Consider the following 19,070-nt stretch of genomic DNA (forward strand, 5'->3'; position numbering starts at 1 on the left):
GGCTCCGGCTCTGGCTCCGGCTCTGGCTCCGGCTCCGGCTCCGGTTCGAGCTCGGTCTCCGGTTTGAGGTCGCCCGTAACCTCGGCGAGCGCCTCGGCTTCCAGCCCCCCGGACGGCCGATTCCAGCGGTCCTGGGCTTCGGCGAACAGGCCCTCGACCTCGTTCACCCATTCCGGCGGCGTCTCGAGCCGGGCCACCGGAGGTGGCACCGGCGATTCGACCACCGCACCGAGGTGGTCGGCCACTCGACGCAGCAACTCGATGGCCTGCGGGCCCAGCGGCTCCTCCATCTCGCGGTGAAGATGTACCAGGTTTTCGAACGGACGACAGACCGAATGCGCGGTCGAGACGCCCGCGGTTCGCGCGCTGCCGTGCAGGGTATGCAGGGCCCGCTCCAGCCCATAACTCGGCGGACGCGGCGGGCCGGCTTCGGCTTCCTCGAGCCACGACCGAACCGTGTCCAGATGGCTGCGGGCCTCGGCCGAGAAGACCTCCCACAGCTGCGGATCGATCACCGGCTCCTCCACCGGGGCTTCGTCCTCGGCCGGCAGGACGTCGAGTACATGACCTTCTTCCCGGTCCGCTTCCGGCCACTCCTCGGCAAGACCCGGCTCCGGCGCAGATTCGCCCTCCGGGAGCGGAGATTCGAGCTCGATCACCGAGTCGTGCTCGAACTCGGCTTCGGCTTCGGCTTCGGGCTCGGGCTCGGGCTCGGGCTCGGGCTCGGGCTCGGGCTCGGGCTCGGGCTCGGGCTCGGGCTCGGGCTCGGGCTCGGGCTCGTCGGGAGCATCCAGGGCCTCCATGCTGCGCGCCAGGGCCGCAAGATCGTCCTCGGCGCCTGCCGGAGGGGCCGCCGGGGCCGGCTCTGCGTCCGTAGCGGTCGCGGCGGGCTCGCCGGCAGCCAGGGCGTCCAGGCGCAGTACAATATCGAGGACCGGCGTTTCCGGTCCCTTCTGGTCACGCACCTCCGCCACCAGTCCGGGGAGCACCGACACCGCATCGCCCACGGCGGAGAGCGTGTCTCCATCCGCCTGATCGGTGCCTTCGAGCAGCCGGTTGAGGAAGGATTCCACCACCCAGGCGAACTCGCCAAGCCGCAACGCTCCCGCGAGGCGGCCGGAGCCCTTCAGCGTGTGGAAGGAACGACGCACGATGGAAAGCGTATCCATGTCGCCCGGTGCCGAACGCCAGATCGGGTACTGCTCGTCCAGGCTCTGGATTTCTTCCTCGGCCTCTTCCAGGAAGATGTCGAGGATCTCCCCGTCCGCCTCCGGCCCGAGTACCTGCTCCTGGAGGACGGCCTCGTCGAACGTCAGGCCACCGGGGCGTTCCGCGAGCGAGAGACCGACCGGCGCCTCCTCCCGCGCGGCGGGCATCTCGAGAGCTGGCTCGGGTTCGGGCTCGGGCTCGGGTTCGGGCTCGGGTTCGGGCTCGGGTTCGGGCTCGGGTTCGGGCTCGGGTTCGGGCTCGGGTTCGGGCTCGGGCTCGGGCTCGGGCTCGGGCTCGGGCTCGGGCTCGGGCTCGGGCTCGGGCTCGCCGGCAGGTTCCTCGCTCGCCCCCTCTTCAGCCAGCTCGGAACTGAATAATGCGGCTTCGGCATCCGGTTCCGACCGCGGCGCCGGCACAATGGCCTCTTCCGGGAGTTCGGGATCCGGTACGGCATCTCCTGCGGCCAGTTCCGGCGCGCTGTCCGACGCCTCTGGAACATCGAGTTCCGGTATCGGGGCCGGCTCCCCGTCAGCCGACTCCGGCCGTTCGGGCTCGGCGGGTTCCGCCATGGGGGATTCCCGAACCGGGGCGGTGTCGTCGGATGCCCTCAGGCGTTGCAGGGCACTGCGACCGCGTTCATGGACACTGTCGAGTTCGCGCCAGGGCTGGCCGGAGGATTCCAGCGCGACCTCGATCGAACTGAGCACCTCCGCCAGTGCATCCACGGCATCCGGTGCCAGATCCGCCGCGGTCATCCCCTCGCGGTCATCGAGGAAACGCAGCAGCGGATCAATAAGCGAATGCAGGCTGCGGAACCCCCCCATGGAAAGCGCGCCGCGTGTGCGATGCAGGGCATCACGCGCCTCGTCGAGGCTGCTGGCACGGGCGTCGCCCGACAGAAAACCCATGAGGTTTTCCCGAACCCGGCGCACCTCCACCAGCGATTCGCGGTACAGCGCCTCCGCCAGCTTCCGGTCGTAGGCCGCCTCGCCGCTGGCGGTCTCGCGTTCGCCTTCCAGGCCGGATTCGACGATGGACTCCAGCGCGAGCAGATGCTGGGCCAGCTCCATCTCCAGACGTTCGTCGTGGTGGGCCAGACGCGTGGGTTCCAGACATTCGTCCAGGGCCCGGGTGTGATGCTCGCCCTGTTCCAGCCCCAGCATGCGCATGGTGGCACCGATCCGCCGAACCTGTTCGCGCAATGGTTCGAGATCGCCCGCCTCGCGGGTCGCGGAACGAATCAGCACGTCCAGGCGTTCGCGGACCTCTCCGAGATCATCCTCCAGGGCCGCACGCAGCTTGTCGAAGACTTCGCGCCCCAGACCACTGGATGCGTCCTCGTCCCGGGCATTCAGGTCATCAAGCTGGAAGACCTCGCGGACCGCGCGCGTCTGTTCAGTGTCCGCCTCGGCCCGTGCCACGTGGAACAGGAGGGTCTTGATGGTGTCGACGGGGGCTTCGTAATCGAGGTCGTCGGCCTGGCCACCCTCACGCAGCTGATTGGACAGCGCATTGAGGTAGCGGCCCAGTTCACGATCGACCCGCCCCACCAGACGCCGGATGTCGTTGTTGAGCTCAACCCCGCCGCGCGCCAGCCCCTCCAGCAGGGCACCGGCCACCCAGAACAGACGCCGGAAATCACCGGCCGGGACCGCCCGCACGACCTCGCGCGAGACCTCGTGCAACCGCTCCGCGGCCGACGCCGCATCCACGCCCTTCACCAGTCCCAGCAGATCCCGCTGAAAACTGCGCCGGGCCTGCTGCAGGGTCCGCAGGCGTTCGGCCGGCGACAGCCCTTCTTCCGGCTCACCCATGCGCGAATCATCGACGTCGTCGAAGTCGGGCATCAGTTCGGCGACGTCCATCAGCATGCTCGCTCCACGAACGCTGCGGAGTTCGTTGAGCAGCGGGAGCAGCACCATCGGAGACGGCAGGTCGGCGGCATCGCCGTGTTCGAGGTAGTCGGGGAGCTGCAGAGCGGCGCGCAACAATGCCTCGGTGGTCGCGGCCGATGCGGACTCGCCGCTGCGCAGATGCTCCAGCACTGCGAGCATCTCGTCGCACACCTTCACGACGCTTTCGACCTGCACCATCACGAGCGTCCCGCGAATCTGCCGGACACGCTCGTGGGCCCGGTCCAGCGATTCCACGCTGGTCGGGTCGTCGGAGTATTGGCGCAGGGCTTCCTGGACTTCGCCGAACAGCGCGTCCAGCTCGTCCCGTACCCAGTTCAGTGCACTGGCAACCATTGCGTGGCCCGGCCGTTAACCCTGCGTTCCGGAACGACCTGCGCCGTCCTGATCCGAAGCCGGCAGTTTGAAGTCCGCAACCGAGGACTGCAGTTGCTGCGACAGCTGGGCCAGGTCGTCGATGGAGGCCGCCGTGGTGTGCGTGCTTTCGGTGGTTTCAGTGGTGATCTCACGGATCTGCGCCATGATGGACGTGACGTTCTTCGCCATTTCCGCCTGCTGATGGGCCGAGGAGGAAATGCCGTCGATCAGGCCGGCGAGATCGTTGGAAACCTGCTCGATCTCGGACAGGGCCTCACCCGCCGCCTGGGCCATCTCGGCCCCGGACACCACGTTGGCCGTACTCTGTTCCATCGAGCTGACGGCCTCGCTGGTATCGGCCTGGATCGCCTTGACCAGCCCTTCGATCTGGCGCGTCGCACTACTGGAACGTTCTGCCAGACGCTGGACCTCATCCGCCACCACGGCAAATCCGCGTCCGGCCTCGCCGGCCGCAGAGGCCTGGATCGCTGCGTTCAGGGCCAGCACGTTGGTCTGTTCGGCGATATCGTTGATCAGGCCGATGATGTCGCCGATTTCCTGCGAGGATTCGCCGAGGCGCTTGATCCGTTTCGCCGTCTCCTGGATCTGTTCGCGGATCGAATCCATGCCCTCGATGGAACGGCGCACGGTGGCCGCCCCGCGCGAGGCAATATCCACGGAATTTCGTGCCACCCCCGCGGACTGCCCCGCGTCCGAGGCCACCTTGTCGACCGACTGCGCCATCTCGTCGATCGCGTCGTTCGCCTGCTGGATCTCCTGGGTCTGCTGCTCGGCCTTTTCGGCCAGCCCCAGTACCTGGGCGCGGCTGTTCGCGGCCGAGTCATTGATATCGTCCGCCACACTATTGATGGTGGCGACCAGCGTACGCAGGTTCTCGATCGCGAAGTTCATCGAGTCCGCGATCGCGCCGGTGAAGTCCTCGGTCACCGTCGCGTTGACCGTGAGGTCCCCGTCGGCGAGGTTCATCATTTCATCGAGCAGACGCAGGATGGCCTGCTGGTTACGCTCGTTCTGCGCCTCGGTTTCCGCCAGTTCGCGACGGGTGTCGCGATACAGGAACAGGCCCAGCGCAAGCAGGAACACCAGTGACAGGAGACCGAAGGCGAAACCGGCCAGGGCAATGAAGCCGGCCTGGTCCGCCCTTTCCGTCAGAGCGGTCTCCAGATCGCCCGTCGCCTCCAGCATGTCACCGGAGCCGGCTTCCACGTCCGCCGCCGCGGCGTTCACCTCGAAGACCCGAGAAGACGTTTCGAGCACGCCCTCGACCGCCTCGCTGAAGGCGATAAACAGGGTTCCGATCTCGTCGAGCATGGCCTGGGTTTCGGCATCATCCACGGCCTCGATGCCCAGCGGCGCGAAGCCTTCGATCAGTCCGTCCAGCACCCGCCCGAACAGGGTGGCGTCCCGTTCAAAACGTTCGATCGCGGTCGCGGCACGGGCACCGCCCTGCAGCACCTCGTTCAGACTGTTGCCGATCCGCTGGATCAGCATGGTCTGGCGCGCGGCCACGTAGATCTGGTCGGGGTCCTCGCCAATCTCCGACATGCGCCGCACCACGCTGTCGGACAGCCGGGCCAGCTCGGGGGAGAACTCGTTCACGGCTTCGGAGAATTCGGTGACTTCCTCGATGGCATCACGGCCATGGAGGATCGTGTTCACGTTGTCGCGATAACCGCTCCACTCGCCCTGAACCTGTTCCAGGTCGGCTTGCAGGTCGTCCGGCAGCGGCCCCAGGCCTTCGCCACCGTCGCGCAGTTCCTCGAGGTTGCGGTCAAACGCATCGCGGAGTTCGCCGATCTGTTCGAAGGCGCGCTCGGAACCGGCCGCGGCCTCCAGCGAGCCGGTGGCCAGCCGCTGGGACAGCAGACGCATGTCGTTCGCCAGCGCGATCCGGTCGCGGTACTGGCTCTGCTCGTATTCGTGCAGGGTGAACGCGACGCCCGTCCCGATCAGAGAGACTACCAGCAGCCCCCCGAGCAGGAGGTTGCGCATACGACGACTCAATCCCATAAAGCGTTGACTCCCTGTGACAGTGATGCCGCCCCGTCAGGAGGCGACCGCCTGCTGTTGACCTTCGGCCGGTTCCGCCGTCTCGAGCCCCGCGAACCGCCCGGTATCGTTCAGTAGCCGATTGAGATCCAGCACGGGGTGGAGCCGGTGGCCCAGATCGAATCCCCCCGTAACAAACGGACGCGCCGCCTCGGGCACGTCCACTTCCAGGCGCCGCTGATGCGGGGCACAGTTACGCATGCCCTCTACCCGACTCACCAGCAGCCCGGCCATGCCCTGCCCCTGCGGGGCCACCACGATGCGCTGGCGCGAGCTGTCACCGGCGAGGGGTTCGCCCAGCAGCAGCCGCCCCAGGTCGAACACCGGCAGTACCAGGCCGCGCAGATTGCCGACCCCCAGCACCATGGGGTCGGCCAGCGGGACATGGGTCAGGGACATGGGATCGGTCACTTCCGAAATCGCTTCCATGTCCACAAGGAAGCGAAACTCGCCCACGGCCAGAAGCACGCCGCGCCAGCCGGATGAAGAATCGCGCTGATACTCCCGGTTCACCCGCCGGCTCTCGCGATCCAGGCTCGCGAGCAGCGCAAACGGAGTGGAAATATCGACCTTCATGCCGAGAGGTATTTCTCGATCGTCTGCAGCAGGGTGTCCTCGGTGACCGGCTTGGTGATGTAGTCCCGCGCCCCCTGGCGCATGGCCCAGACGCGGTCGGTCGCCTGATCCTTGGTACTGACCACCACCACGGGAACATTGGCGGTCTCTTCCTGCTTGGAGAGCTCTCGCGTGGCCTGAAAGCCGTTCAGACCGGGCATCACGACGTCCATCAGGACCAGGTCGGGCACCTGGGCCCGCGCGGTCTCGACACCTTCCTCCCCGCTGGCCGCCGTGGATACCGAATACCCGTTCTTCTCGAGCATCGTGCGCAGGACATGGATCTCGGTCGGGGAGTCGTCAATGATCAGGATACGGGCCATGGCGTTATTCTTTCCTGGGTTGGTGCGCGCGATTTACTCGCGATGAATTCATTCCGGGGCACCCTGGTGCGCGTACTTGCGCATCGCGTCCAGGAGATCGTCCCGGGTGAAGGGCTTGGTGAGATAATCTTCCGACCCCACGACGCGCCCCTTGGCCTTGTCGAACACGCTGTCCTTGCTCGACAGCATGATGACGGGGGTCTCCCTGAACTGCTTGTTGTTCTTGATCAGGGCGCAGGTCTGATACCCGTCCAGACGGGGCATCATGACGTCGATGAAGATGATGTCGGGGCGGGAATCGGCCACCCTCGAGAGGGCCTCGAAGCCGTCCACGGCGGTTTCCACCGCGGCACCGTGCTTCTGCAGCAAGGATTCGGCGGTGCGCCGGATCGTCTTGCTGTCGTCGATCACCATGACCTTCACTCCCTGAAACTCGGTGGCCGAGTCGGCTTCCGCTGGCGCGTCAGACACCTTATCCCCCCTAAGGCTATATGCAGGACCGAATCTAACGAAGTCCCGCGGGATACACAAACATCGAGCGGTAATATTGCCCCGCGTGGCATAATCGTCTGACACGGATCACGAAAAGGCCCGTTATCGTGCCCCAGAAGATCGCCATCATCATGGACCCCGTCACGGGGATCAAGCCGGCCAAGGATACGACCTTCGCCATGATGCTCGCCGCACGGGCCCGGGGTCACGCCGTGGACTATCTCGAAATGAACGATCTGTGGGTCGAAAACGGCCGCGCCATGGGCCGCAGCCGGCCAATCGAGGTTCGGGACCGTTCCGAAGCCTTCCACGAACTGGGCACGGAAACCACCGGCCCGCTGGATCGCTTCGATGTCATTCTGATGCGCAAGGACCCGCCGGCGGACGCCGAATACGTCTACTCCACCTACACGCTCGAGCTCGCGGAACATGCGGGGGTTTGCGTATCGAACCGGCCGCAGGGGCTGCGCGACATCAACGAGAAGGCGTTCACGGCGCTGTTCCCGGACTGCACCCCGCCGACGCTGATCACCCGCGACCGCGCCCGTATCCGCGCATTCCTCGAGCAACACGGCGATATCGTGGTCAAACCGATGGACGGCATGGGCGGGAGTTCGATCTTTCGCGTCCGCGAGGGCGATCCGAACACCTCGGTGATCCTCGAGACCATGACCCGGTTCGATCGGCGCACGGTCATCGCGCAGCGCTTTCTGCCGGAGTTCACGGCCGGCGACAAGCGCATCATCATGATCCACGGCGAACCCTTCGAGCATGCCCTGGCACGGATTCCGGCACCCGGTGAATCGCGCGCCAACCTGGCGGCCGGGGGACGGGGAGAAGCCGTGCCACTGACCGCGCGCGACCGCGAGATCTGCGAACGCGTCGGGCCGGAGCTGCGACGGCGCGGCATCCACTTCGCCGGACTGGACGTCATCGGGGAATCCCTGACCGAGATCAACGTCACCTCCCCGACCGGCGTCCGCGAGCTGGATGCAGCCTGCGATGCGGACCTCGCCGGCCGCTACATCGATTTCGTGACGGGGGAAACCGCATGAATCCGCGCCGCACCTTGTTTTTTCCCGTCCTCGCAGCACTGACCGCGATGCTGCTGGTGGCCTGCGAACGCACGCCGGAAACCGAGCACCTGCAGTTCCGGGCCTTCGGCACCCTGGTCGAGGTCGCGGTCGCCCCGGCCGGGGAATATGACCTCGCCGAGATCGAACGCGAGCTGCAGGCGGAGCTCGACATCCTGCATGCCTCCTGGCACGCCTGGGAAGAAGGTTCGCTCGGGCGCACCAACCAGCTGCTGCCGCTGCAACGCGAATTCAGCGCCCCGCCGTCGGTGCTGCCGCTGATCGAGCAGGGCCGCGCGGTGGAGGAGGCCACCGACGGGCTGTTCAATCCCGCCATGGGACAACTGGTCGCCGCCTGGGGCTTTCACCGGGACGAGCCCGCCGGCCCGCCCCCGGATGCCGACACGCTGGCCGACCTGCTGGAGGACCCGCCGTCGATGGGAGACATCGAACGCAACGGGGTCCGCCTGACCGGACACCACCCGGACCTGCAGCTGGACTTCGGCGGACTGGCCAAGGGCGCCGCCGTGGAGCGCGCGCGTGACCTGCTGGCCGATCTGGGCGTGGAGGCGGCCATCGTCAACGCCGGCGGCGACCTGATGACGCTGGGCCGGCCCGCCGGCCGCGACTGGCGCATCGGTATCCGCCACCCGGACGGGGGCACCCTCGGCGGCATCGAACTGGGCGGAGGCGAGGGCCTGTTCACCTCCGGGGACTATGAGCGCGGTTACGAACACGATGGCGAACGCATCCACCACGTGATCGACCCGCGAACCGGCCGCCCGACCGAGGGCGTGCGCTCCGCGACCGTGCTGCATGGTGACGGCGGCCTGGCCGATGCGGCCGCCACCACCCTGATGATCGCCGGTCCCGAACACTGGCCGGAATACGCCGCCCGGCTCGGGATTGACCACGCCCTGGTGGTCCTGGCGGACGGCCGCATCGAGGCCACGCCGGCGATGGCCGCGCGCGTCGAGCTCGGGGAGCCCCACCCCGAGCCGGAGGTCCGCGAACAGCCGGAGGCCGGCTCCACACCGTGAGGGTTCCGGGCCTGCGCTGGGGGGACGCGGTCATCGCCGCAACCGGGGCCGGACTGGTCGTGACCGCCTTCATCCTCGCCTGGAACCCCGACGCGGGGACCGAGGCCCGCAGCCTGGTCATCACCCAGGCCGGTGAGCCCGCGCGCCGGGAGCCCCTGGAAGGCCCGCGCGAACTGCGCCTGCAAGGCCCCGCCGGGACCACCCGGGTGGAGATCGAGACCGGGCGCGCGCGCTGTGCGGAATCCCCCGGCACGCAGAACATCTGCGAGGGGGCCGGCTGGCTCTCCACCCACGGCGACATGGCCATCAGCCTGCCCAACCGCCTGACCCTCCGAGTGGAGGGCGCCGAACCCGCCTGGGACAGCATCCACTACTGACCGTGGACGTCGACCGCCCCGCCTCCCGCCGCGATCGCCAGATCGCTGCCCTCGCCGCCATCGCCATCGGAATCCAGATCCTGGAAGCCGCGATCCCCGGTCCCGTCCCGGGCATCAAGCCGGGGCTGGCCAATATCGTGACCCTCGTCACACTGCTCACCCTCGGCTGGCGCGCCGCGGTCGCCGTCACCCTGCTGCGGGTGGTCGGCAGCAGCCTGCTGCTGGGCACCCTCCTGAGCCCCGCCTTCTGGCTCTCACTGACCGGCGCCCTGGCCGCTCTCGCCGCGCTGGCCCTGCTGGCGCCATTCGCCCCGCGACATGTCGGCGCCACGGGGCTGGCCATCGCGGCCGCCATGGCGCATGTCACCGGGCAGTTCCTGCTCGCATGGCTGGTGATCATCCCGCACCCCGGCCTGCCACTGCTTCTGCCACCCCTGTGGCTGACCGCGCTGATCGCCGGCGCCACCACCGGTATACTGACCGCCCACGTACTTTCCGATCCCCGGATCCAGCGCCATATCCGCCATGCCCGCCCCCCAGGACCAGCCTGAGCGCCCGGTGCCGACGCCCCCGTCGGAACACGCCGCCGCGCGTCCGAACCATCTCGCCACGATGGTCTTCCTGGCCGTGCTGGCCCACGGGCTCGTGATCCTGGGCATCGGCTTCACCGTGGAGCTGCCCGACCCCAGCCCGCGCGAGCCGCTGGACATTACCCGGGTTGCGGATCCCGAGGCCGCCGCGCCGCCCCCCGAGGAAGTCGAGCGCATCGCCGAAATCGACCAGGAGGCGAGCGCCGAAGACCCCGAAGACCAGGAAGCCACCGCCCCCGAGGCCGCAGACGAAGGCACCGGCGAACCCGGCCCCGAAGGCGTGGAGGCCCCGCTGCCGGAACCCGGTCCGCTGGTGGCGCAACCGTCGCCCCCCGAACCCGAACCGCAGCCGGAGATGCCCGAAGCCGAGGAATCGCCGGAACCGGCCCCGCCCGAGGTCGCCGAACCGGAACCGATCGAGACCCCCGAGGCCGAGCCGCGCCCGGATGCCGCCACCCTGATGAACCGCGGACTGGAGAGCGCCCGCGCGGCCCCGGCGGAGGAACGCCGGAGCTTCGCCGCACGCGGCCAGCGCACCCGCTATCTCGACAGCCTGTCGGCGCGCAGCGCACCGGAGGCGGCCTATCTCCAGGCCTGGATCGACAAGGTCGAACGCGTCGGCAACCTCAACTACCCGGACGAGGCCCGGCGTCAGGGGCTTTCCGGCAGCCTGGTCCTGTCCGTGCGCCTGAACCCCGAAGGTGAACTGATCGATATCCAGGTCGCCCGCAGCTCCGGCGAGCCCGTGCTCGACGAGGCCGCCATCCGCATCGTGGAACTGGGCGCCCCCTACGCCCCGTTCACCGAGGCCATGCGCGAGGAATACAACGAACTGGTCATCACCCGCACCTGGGCCTTCCGCCGCGACGAAGTCCGGCAGGTGCGCTGAGACCCGGCCGCCTCAGCGCTCGTTGAGACTCTCGCGGGCCGCCCGCAGCAGCGGCGTCAGGAAATACTCGATGATGCGCCGCTTGCCGATTTTCACCTCCACGGTGGCCATCATGCCGGGGGAAATGCGCACGGGCTCGTCCTGCACGAGGACCGTGTCCCGATCCAGGCGGACCCGCACCACGTAGACCAGCCCCTGTTGTTCGTCCTGGACCGCATCCTGCGAGACCTCGAGCACCTCGCCCTCGACCGTGCCGTAGCGGGTGTACGGAAAGGTCTGCAGCTTCACCTCGGCCGTCTGGCCCGGCCGCACGAAGCCGATGTCCTTGTTGGGGAGGGTCGCCTCCACCATCACCTCGGCATCCTCCGGCACCACGGTCATCAACGGCCGGGCCGGCTCCACCACGCCACCCACCGTGTGGACCGCCAGCTGTTCCACCGTGCCGGTCACCGGCGCACGCAGGCGCATCAGTTCGTCACGCCGCCGCGCCTTGATCAGCTCCTGCTCCAGGGACTCCGCCTCGGAACGCGCCTGATGGAGGATGTCCAGGGCTTCTCGCCGGCTCTCTGCTCGCAGGGTACGGCGCTGCTCGCGTGCCTCGTGCAGCGCGGCCTCGGCCTCCGAGCGCCGCGCCCGCTCAGCGTCCAGGGCGTTCGCCGCCTCGATGCGCTGCTGCTCCAGTTCCAGCTGCTCGTGGCGGGCCGCCATGCCATCGTCCGAGAGCTGCAACAGATCATCGCTGCGCCCGCGGATGATCGGCAGGGTCTGTTCCAGCCCGGCCACCATCGCGCCCGCCGCAGCGATCTCCTCCTGCCTGCGCGCGATCTCCGCATCCAGCTGCTGCATGCGGGCACGGTAGTGATGCACATGGCCGCGCAACACCCGCTGCTCCACCAGCAGGGCATCCTCCGGCGCGGGGAAATCCGGCTGCAGCACCGGCCGCTCGGTATCGCCGTCCAGGGCCGCCAGGAACGCCTCCGAACGCGCGGCGGTCAGGCGGGCGGACAGCAGTTCCCGGCTCAGGCGCGTCACATCCGCGGTCGAAAGGGTCGAGTCGAGCTCGATCAGGACATCGCCGGCCTCGACGCGCTGCCCGTCCCGTACCCGGATGGCCCTGACGCTGGCCGTCTCCGTGGCCTGTACCGTCTGGGTACGCCCGTCCGGCACCACCTTGCCTTCGGCCACCGCAACGATGTCCATGCGCCCCAGGGTGGCCCATACCACGGTCAGCACCGCCAGCAGCAGGATGAGACCGATGATGACGCGCGGCAGCGGGTGCACCGGCGTCTCCTGGAGCGAAAGGGCCGCCGGGAGGAACTCCTGCTCGTGCGGCACTCGTCGCGGCGGGTCCATCTCCCGCCGGCGCCCCCAGGCGATGGCGAAGGCCCGCCGATAGCGCCCCTTGAGGTCCTGCCATGCGCTGCGCCGCATCCCCATGGCGCCCTCCCTCAGGTCTGCTGCAGGCGCAACAGGCCCGCATAAATGCCGTCGCCACGCTCGGCCAGGCTGTCGTGGGTCCCGGATTCGACGATCTGGCCGTGGTCCATGACGATGATGCGGTCGGCCCGGCGTACGGCGCTGAGCCGATGGGCAATGATGATGACCGTACGACCACGGGCGATCTGCGCCATGTTCTGCTGGATGACGCGCTCCGACTCGTAGTCGAGGGCGCTGGTCGCCTCGTCGAAGATCAGGATGCGCGGGTCGTTCATCAGGGCGCGGGCAATGGCGATGCGCTGGCGCTGACCGCCGGAAAGCGTGCCACCGTGCTCGCCGACGACGGTGTCGTAGCCCTCGGGGGTTTCCAGGATGAAGTCGTGGGCCCCGGCCTGGCGCGCGGCCGCCATCACCCGTTCCAGCGGTGCCCCCGGGCTGGCCAGAGCGATGTTCTCGCGGATACTGCGGTTGAAGAGCATGTTCTCCTGCTGCACCACGCCGATCTGGCGGCGCAGCGAACTGATCTCGGCCACCGCCAGGTCGGTGCCATCCACCAGCACCCGCCCGCGCTCGGGCACATACATCCGGCCGATCAGCTTCGCCAGGGTGCTCTTGCCCGATCCGGAGCGGCCGACCACGCCCAGCACCTGACCGGGCGGGATCTCCAGGCTGACCCCGCGCAGCACCTCGGGACCGTCGGGCCGGTAGCGGAAATGCACCTGGTCAAAGTCGATTCGCCCGTCCAGACGGGGCAGGCTGCTGCGGTTGGCGGACGAGGATTCCGTGGGTGCATTGAGGATGTCGCCAAGCCGCTGCATGGAGATCCCGACCTGCTGGAAATCGGTCCACATGTTGGCCAGACGCATGATCGGCTGGGCGACACGCGCGGCCAGCATGTTGAAGGCAATCAGCTGGCCGACGGTCAGGTCGCCCTCGATCACCAGCCGTGCCCCCAGCCACAGCGTGCCCACCGTCACCAGCTTTCCCACAAGCGAAATCAGCTCGCGGGCGACGGTCGACAGCTGGGTGGTCCGCAGACCGGCGGAGACATAGCCGGCCAGCTGCTCGTCCCACTTCTTCGTGGTCTGCGGCTCCACCGCCATCGACTTGAGGGTGTCGATACCGTTGATGCTCTCGACCAGGAAGGCCTGGTTCTCGGCGCCGCGGTTGAACTTCTCGTGCAGCCGCGCGCGCAGCGGCGGCGTGATGAACAGTGAGATCATCACGTACAGGGGCAGCGATGCGATGACGATCAGCGTCAGCCAGCCGCTGTAGAAGAACATCACCGCGATGAACACCACCGAGAAAAACAGATCGAGCACCAGGGTCAGGGCATTGCCGGTCAGGAACTCGCGGATGTTTTCCAGTTCGCGAACCCGCGCCACCGAATCGCCCACCCGCCGGGACTGGAAATACCCCATGGGCAGATTGATGAGGTGGCGGAACAGGCTCGCACCCAGTTCGACGTCGATCCGGCTGGCCGTATGTGCCAGCACATAGCTTCGCAGCCCGGACAGCACCACCTCGAAGACCATCACCGCGAGCAGGCCGATGGCCAGCACGTCCAGGGTCGTCAGGCTGCGATGCACCAGGACCTTGTCCATCACCACCTGGAAAAACAGTGGCGTGACCAGGGCGAAGATCTGCAGGAAAAACGACGCCAGAAGCACCTCGCCCAGCAGGCGCCGGTGCTTGACCAGCGCGGGCACGAACCAGGTGAAATCGAACTTCCCCAGTTCCGCGGTGAGCGAGGCGCGGGACGTGAACAGGATCAGCTTTCCGGACCACAGCTCCGCCAGGTCTTCCCGTGAGATTCGCTGGGCCGGTCCCTGGCCGGGGTGCTGGATGAGCGCACCCTGGTCACTGACGCGGGCCAGCACGAAGAAGCGGCCGTCCTTCGCCAGGGCCACCGCCGGAAGCGGTGTCTGCTCCAGACGGGAAGGTTTCGTGCGGACGCGCTTCGCCTTGAGCCCCAGCCGCCGCGCCCCGAGCAGGATGCGGTCGGCGTCGAAAGGCTCGCCATCGGCGGCGAATTCGTGCCGCAGCTGTTCCGGGTTGGCCGGCACCCCGTGGTACTGGGCCAGCATGACCAGGGCCAGAAGCCCCGTATCGACAGGCCCGTTCTCCCCCGAGGAGCCCGTCGCCTCCCTGCCTTGTGAATCCATGACTATCCGTGCGACGCATCACCGGAATCCCGTCCGGCGATCTGCAATACAGGGGCCGCCCGGGCAGGCCCGGACGGCCGTACGGGCGGCTTACTGCCAGGCAGCGGCCACCACCGGATCGAGCGTGTCCCGATAGTCCTTCGGGAGGCCGGTCTCGTCCGCCCCGGGCGGATCGAACGCGGCCATCGCCTGTACCAGGTTGTTGACCTCGGCAGCGGTCAGCACCTCGCCGGACGACAGCTCCACCCGGTCCAGCGGCTCGCCGTGGCGGCCGAACCAGTCATCCACGGTGATGCGGTCATCGGTGCCGATCACCTCGATCGACAGGTCACGGCGATCCTGGCTGAACCAGAGCTGGTCCGCCGCGATCTCCTCGCCCAGCAGCAGGACGTCCTCGCCCGGGTCGCGGGCGTTCTCCACGATGCGGTCGTGGCCGTCGCCGCGCTCGAAGTAATAGGTGTCGCTGCCCTCGCCCCCGTACAGGACATTGCTGCCGCGACCGCCGTGGATGAAGTTGTCGCCGCCTTCGCCGCGCAGGGTATTGTCGCCGTCGTTGCCGATCAGGGTATTGTCCAGCTCGTTGCCCCGGCCCCAGTAGTCGCCGTCTCCGGTCAGCGTGAGATTCTCGACGTGGTCGGGCAGGCGGAAGTGGGTCTCCGCCTTCACCGTATCCGTGCCGCCATTCTCCTGAGCGATCACCTTGGTGCCCGGATTGCTGACCACATAGGTGTTGTCCCCGTCACCGCCATACAGGAAGTTGGCGGAGCGCCCGCCCCCGATCAGCACGTTGTCCCCGCTCACGCCATACAGGTGACTGGGGCGCTCGGTGCCGATGATGATGTTGTCCTCGTCGTTGCCGCGCCCCACCCGGGCGTCGCCGACCAGCGTCAGGTTCTCCACGTTGTCCGGCAGGGTGTAGTCGAACGGGCTGATCACCGTGTCCGTGCCCTGGTTCGGCTTCTCGATGACCACGTCGTCCTCGCTGTTGAGGATGTAGGTGTTGTCACCGCGCCCGCCGGCCATCACGTTCGCGCCGGCCACGCCATTGAGCACGTTGTCGCCATTGTTGCCTTCGATGTAGTTGTCCAGCTCGTTTCCGGTGCCGTCGATGTCGGCCGAGCCGGTGAGGATCAGATCCTCGACGTTGTCGGGCAGGGCGTAGGTGACCGAGGAGCGGATGGTGTCGTGGCCCTCGCCGGGCTGCTCGATCACCACGTCGTCTTCGCTGTTGACCACGTAGATGTCGTCGCCCGCGCCGCCGATCATAATGTTGGCACCGGCGCGGCCGTCGATGTAATTGTCGCCCTCCACGCCATTCAGCACGTTGTCGCCGGTGTTGCCGATGATCACGTTGTCCAGCTCGTTGCCCGTGCCGTCGAGATCCTCGCCGCCCATCAGCGTCAGGTTGTCCACGTTCTCCGGCAGGACATAGTCGATGTACGAGTGCACGGTGTCGTTGCCCTCGCCGGGCTGTTCGATCACCACGTCCTCGTCGCTGCGCACCACGTAGGTATCGTCGCCGGTGCCACCGATCATGATGTTGGCGCCGCCGCGGCCGTCGATGTAGTTGTTGCCCGCCACGCCGTGCAGCACGTTGTCGCCGGTGTTGCCGATGAGCTCGTTGTTCAGCTCGTTACCCGTACCATCAAGATCCTCGCTGCCCTGCAGGTGCAGGTTCTCCACGTTCTCGGGCAGGACGTAGTCGATGTGGGACTCGACGGTGTCGTTGCCCTCGCCCGGCTGCTCGATCACCACGTCGTCGGTGCTGTGCACCACGTAGGTGTTGTTGCCGCGCCCACCGATCATGGTGTTGGCGCCGGCCACCCCGTCGAGCCGATTGTTGCCGGAGTTCCCGATCAGGACATTGTCCAGCTCGTTGCCGGTGGCACTGATGCCGCTGCGGCCCAGCAGCGTCAGGCTGTGGAGGTTGTCGGACAGGGTGAACGACACATGCGACTGCACGGTGTTGGTGCCATCCGCCGATTCCGCGATCACCTGGTCATCCCGATGCCGCACCACGAACAGGTTGTCGCCCTCGCCGCCCACCAGCACGTCGGCATCCCGGCCGCCGTGCAGCCAGTTGTCGCCGGCGCCACCGGTCAGGGTGTTCTCGCCCTCGTTGCCCACCAGGATCGCGTTCTCCTCCCCGCCGGTCAGCTCGTCACCCTCAGTCGAGCCGAGCTGCAATGCGGACAGATCGAAGCTGTGGCCGTCCGCGAAGCGCAGGGTATTGATACGGTGGCGCTCGGCATCGGCACTGCCGAACCAGTTTTCGATGGTGATACTGTCGCGGCCGTTGCTGTGCGCCAGCACCAACGAACTGCCCTCGGCGCGGATGTCCAGATCGCCGGCGCGGATCTCCGGGCCGAACTCCAGCACGCTGTGGCCGCTGTCGCCGTGCATCTCGATAATCGTGTTGTGACCCTGGCCGACATCGAAGCGGTAGGTGTTATTGCCACCACCGCCGTAGAGAATGTCGTTGCCCGAACCGGCCTGCAGCACGTCATCGCCATCACCGCCCAGCAACCAGTCGCCGCCCGAACCGGCGGTGAGCTCCGCACCGTCGTTGCCCCCAAACACGACCTCGGAGGCGGCCGTACCTTCACCGTCAGCGCGCACCCCGTCCCAGCCGAAGTCGGCCAGGGCATCCTGCACCGCCGGATCATCACCGGCCTGCGCGAGCCAGTCGCGCAGCAGGCCATGGCTGTCGAAGCCCATGGGCGAGAGCTGTTCGCCGGCGGCGCGCTGCAGTTCCAGAAGGTCCGCCACGCCACGGGCCGGATCGGCATCGAACTGCTGCTGCAGCGCCTCCGTGGTGCCCGCGAAGTCGATGCGGATACCGTCTTCATCGAAGACCAGGTCCATCCCTTCCAGATAGGGCGCCAGATGGGTCTGGCGCATCATCTGCCCGTACATGGTCGTCTGCAGAATGTCGAAGCCGGCGCGCAGTTCGCCCGAGGCCATGACCCTTGGGTCCGGGCTGCCGTGCTGGCGGAACTCCCGCCCCAGGAACGCCTCCAGCGTCGCAACCTTGCGCCCGTCGATATGACGGCCCCGGCTCTCCGGGTCCACGTCACTGACGCCCGCCCACTCGTACAGCAGGTTCTCCATGCGGGCTTCACGCGCCTTCACGTCCGTCTCGGCCATGAAGGCCTCGACCTCACCGCGCAACTGTCCGCTCTCGTCCCGCACCAGCGCCTGATGCAGGTCATGCACCTCGCCATAGCCCTTCAGGTCGGGCAGGGTGGCGATGTCTTCGGGTACGTCCAGGCGCTCGCGCGCCTCGGTGTGGGCGGTGTCCTGGATGAACCACACGTCCGTCGCTTCACCCTCGCGGCCGTCGGCCCACTCGAACCGCCCGATCTGGCGGTGCTCGTTGCCGTGCTCGTCCACGTAGGTGGAGTCCGAGTAGCCCAGGTCAATGGAGCCGATGCCAACTTCATCGAGGGTCAGCAGCTCGCCCTCGTCAACCACTCCATTGCCATTGGCGTCCTGCCACAGGCGCAGGTCATCCCAGGCCTCGTCGCCCGGGTCGATACGGCCGTTGCCGTTGGTGTCGTGGATGGCCAGCGCTTCGAAGCCGTTCATGGCCGTCACGCCATCCTCGATCTCGCTGGCATTGCCGAACAGTTCGCTGCCGGTCTCGATCTCCTCGTTTCCGGTCAGGTCCATCGCCAGCAGCGCATCCTCGGGCCCCACCCAGCCGGTGGCCTGCGCAAAACCGTCGCCGTTGTGATCGAACTGCACTCCGGCCTCCAGGCCCAGCGTGGAGATGCCGTTGCCGTCCAGGTCCAGGATGATGGGGGAGGCGTGGGACTCGCCGCGGTTGAATTTTTCGATCAGTTCTTCAATTGTTCCGTCATCGAATTCCTCCTGCCAGCCTTTCTCCCATATACCTATCAAACCGCCTTCTTCTCCAAGACGCCGGGAAAACTCATCCTTTTCGTCGGCTCCAAGATAATTCTTGAGGTTTTCCTTTGCCCAGTCATACAACTTGGCGTCTCCGGCGAGCGCGCTAAACAACATGCTCGTACCAACACCCACCAAAGCGCTCACCACCGCAAATTTGGTTAGTGGCCCCACTGCCAGAGCGGTGACAGCCCCCACGGCAATACCCGCACCAGTGTTTACAATAGCGTTTCGATCGCCATCCCGCGCTGCAACAGCCACCTCCAAGAGCTGCAAGGGATAAGCCTTAATTAGCCCATGAAGACGATCGAATGCCTTCAACTGCGCAGCCCGTTGGCTCTCATCACCGAGATCAAAGTGATTATCCGATCGCTCAATAAGATCTCGCATCCCGGACATCCAGGTATCAACCGCACCCCGAACAATCGCTATGGCGTCTTCGGGTGAACCTACATCTTCCGAACTACCGCCTTCCGCATCGTCAGGGGTAACGATAATTGGGTCGAGAACGAGCACATCTTTCGCATTCTCGCCGTCTGGAAGGATGATAGGATCATCCGAGGACCCCATGAGCTCTTCGGCCTCCGGAGCCGACGGGTCAAGGAGACGCA

Annotated in this window: 13 protein-coding genes and 1 pseudogene; 6 read left to right on the forward strand and 8 right to left on the reverse strand. The window is 67.2% G+C overall.

Annotated features, from left to right (window positions below; genetic code table 11):
- The 5 genes and pseudogenes from D893_RS05815 to D893_RS05835 all read right to left on the reverse strand — a co-directional run.
- Positions 1–3,458 (reverse strand): Hpt domain-containing protein (locus D893_RS05815; RefSeq protein ID WP_210434083.1); only part of this gene is annotated, 3,458 nt, incomplete at its 3' end.
- Between the two features lie 60 nt (positions 3,459–3,518).
- Positions 3,519–5,492 (reverse strand): annotated as a pseudogene (locus D893_RS05820) (methyl-accepting chemotaxis protein); the annotation flags it as partial.
- A gap of 54 nt (positions 5,493–5,546) precedes the next feature.
- Positions 5,547–6,125, reverse strand: a complete 579-nt coding sequence (locus tag D893_RS05825; RefSeq protein WP_018947557.1) for a chemotaxis protein CheW — start codon at positions 6,123–6,125, stop codon at positions 5,547–5,549.
- Positions 6,122–6,487, reverse strand: coding sequence for a response regulator (locus D893_RS05830; RefSeq protein ID WP_018947558.1), 366 nt, complete (start codon positions 6,485–6,487; stop codon positions 6,122–6,124). Before D893_RS05830 ends, D893_RS05825 begins: the two co-directional genes overlap by 4 nt.
- 48 nt (positions 6,488–6,535) lie before the next feature.
- Entirely contained in the window at positions 6,536–6,958 is a 423-nt protein-coding gene (locus D893_RS05835) for a response regulator (protein ID WP_026289030.1), read from the reverse strand.
- A gap of 128 nt (positions 6,959–7,086) precedes the next feature.
- Between D893_RS05835 and gshB the strand changes: the two genes are divergently transcribed.
- From gshB to D893_RS05860, 5 genes are read left to right on the forward strand one after another with little or no spacing between them, the layout of a single operon-like run.
- A complete protein-coding gene (gshB, locus tag D893_RS05840; protein ID WP_110619342.1) occupies positions 7,087–8,034 on the forward strand; it encodes a glutathione synthase in 948 nt (315 codons plus the stop codon).
- Entirely contained in the window at positions 8,031–9,092 is a 1,062-nt protein-coding gene (locus D893_RS05845; protein ID WP_110619343.1) for an FAD:protein FMN transferase, read from the forward strand. Before gshB ends, D893_RS05845 begins: the two co-directional genes overlap by 4 nt.
- Positions 9,089–9,469, forward strand: coding sequence for a NusG domain II-containing protein (locus tag D893_RS05850; RefSeq protein WP_110619344.1), 381 nt, complete (start codon positions 9,089–9,091; stop codon positions 9,467–9,469). The genes D893_RS05845 and D893_RS05850 overlap by 4 nt, the downstream gene beginning before the upstream one ends.
- Before the next feature lie 2 nt (positions 9,470–9,471).
- A complete protein-coding gene (locus D893_RS05855; protein WP_110619345.1) occupies positions 9,472–10,020 on the forward strand; it encodes a Gx transporter family protein in 549 nt (182 codons plus the stop codon).
- Positions 9,995–10,948: an energy transducer TonB gene (locus tag D893_RS05860; protein WP_110619346.1), complete on the forward strand. Its 954-nt coding sequence runs from the start codon at positions 9,995–9,997 to the stop codon at positions 10,946–10,948. The genes D893_RS05855 and D893_RS05860 overlap by 26 nt, the downstream gene beginning before the upstream one ends.
- Before the next feature lie 12 nt (positions 10,949–10,960).
- Here the strand turns inward: D893_RS05860 and D893_RS05865 are convergent, their stop codons facing one another.
- The 3 genes from D893_RS05865 to D893_RS05875 all read right to left on the reverse strand — a co-directional run bounded on the left by D893_RS05865 (position 10,961) and on the right by D893_RS05875 (position 18,453).
- On the reverse strand, positions 10,961–12,385 hold the full coding sequence (locus D893_RS05865; RefSeq protein ID WP_110619347.1) for an HlyD family type I secretion periplasmic adaptor subunit: 1,425 nt from the start codon (positions 12,383–12,385) through the stop codon (positions 10,961–10,963).
- An 11-nt stretch (positions 12,386–12,396) separates the two neighbouring features.
- Positions 12,397–14,550: a type I secretion system permease/ATPase gene (locus D893_RS05870; protein ID WP_110619348.1), complete on the reverse strand. Its 2,154-nt coding sequence runs from the start codon at positions 14,548–14,550 to the stop codon at positions 12,397–12,399.
- A 90-nt stretch (positions 14,551–14,640) separates the two neighbouring features.
- The gene (locus D893_RS05875; protein ID WP_110619361.1) at positions 14,641–18,453 is read right to left on the reverse strand and encodes a calcium-binding protein; all 3,813 of its coding nucleotides are present in this window, start codon (positions 18,451–18,453) and stop codon (positions 14,641–14,643) included.
- 303 nt (positions 18,454–18,756) lie between these two features.
- On the opposite strand from D893_RS05875, the gene D893_RS13860 reads away from it, so the two are divergent.
- A complete protein-coding gene (locus D893_RS13860; RefSeq protein ID WP_210434078.1) occupies positions 18,757–18,906 on the forward strand; it encodes a hypothetical protein in 150 nt (49 codons plus the stop codon).
- The last annotated feature ends 164 nt before the right edge of the window (positions 18,907–19,070 follow it).

The organism is Thioalkalivibrio sp. ALE21, from assembly GCF_003208255.1.
GTDB classification, from domain to species: domain Bacteria; phylum Pseudomonadota; class Gammaproteobacteria; order Ectothiorhodospirales; family Ectothiorhodospiraceae; genus Thioalkalivibrio; species Thioalkalivibrio halophilus.

Bases quoted from the DNA above. Each gene is read 5' to 3' on its own strand.
- D893_RS05860 (WP_110619346.1), top strand. From the start codon at position 9,995: ATGCCCGCCCCCCAGGACCAGCCTGAGCGCCCGGTGCCGACGCCCCCG.
- D893_RS05825 (WP_018947557.1), bottom strand. From the start codon at position 6,125: ATGAAGGTCGATATTTCCACTCCGTTTGCGCTGCTCGCGAGCCTGGAT.
- D893_RS05830 (WP_018947558.1), bottom strand. From the start codon at position 6,487: ATGGCCCGTATCCTGATCATTGACGACTCCCCGACCGAGATCCATGTC.
- D893_RS05870 (WP_110619348.1), bottom strand. From the start codon at position 14,550: ATGGATTCACAAGGCAGGGAGGCGACGGGCTCCTCGGGGGAGAACGGG.
- D893_RS13860 (WP_210434078.1), top strand. From the start codon at position 18,757: ATGAAGACGATCGAATGCCTTCAACTGCGCAGCCCGTTGGCTCTCATC.
- D893_RS05845 (WP_110619343.1), top strand. From the start codon at position 8,031: ATGAATCCGCGCCGCACCTTGTTTTTTCCCGTCCTCGCAGCACTGACC.
- D893_RS05865 (WP_110619347.1), bottom strand. From the start codon at position 12,385: ATGGGGATGCGGCGCAGCGCATGGCAGGACCTCAAGGGGCGCTATCGG.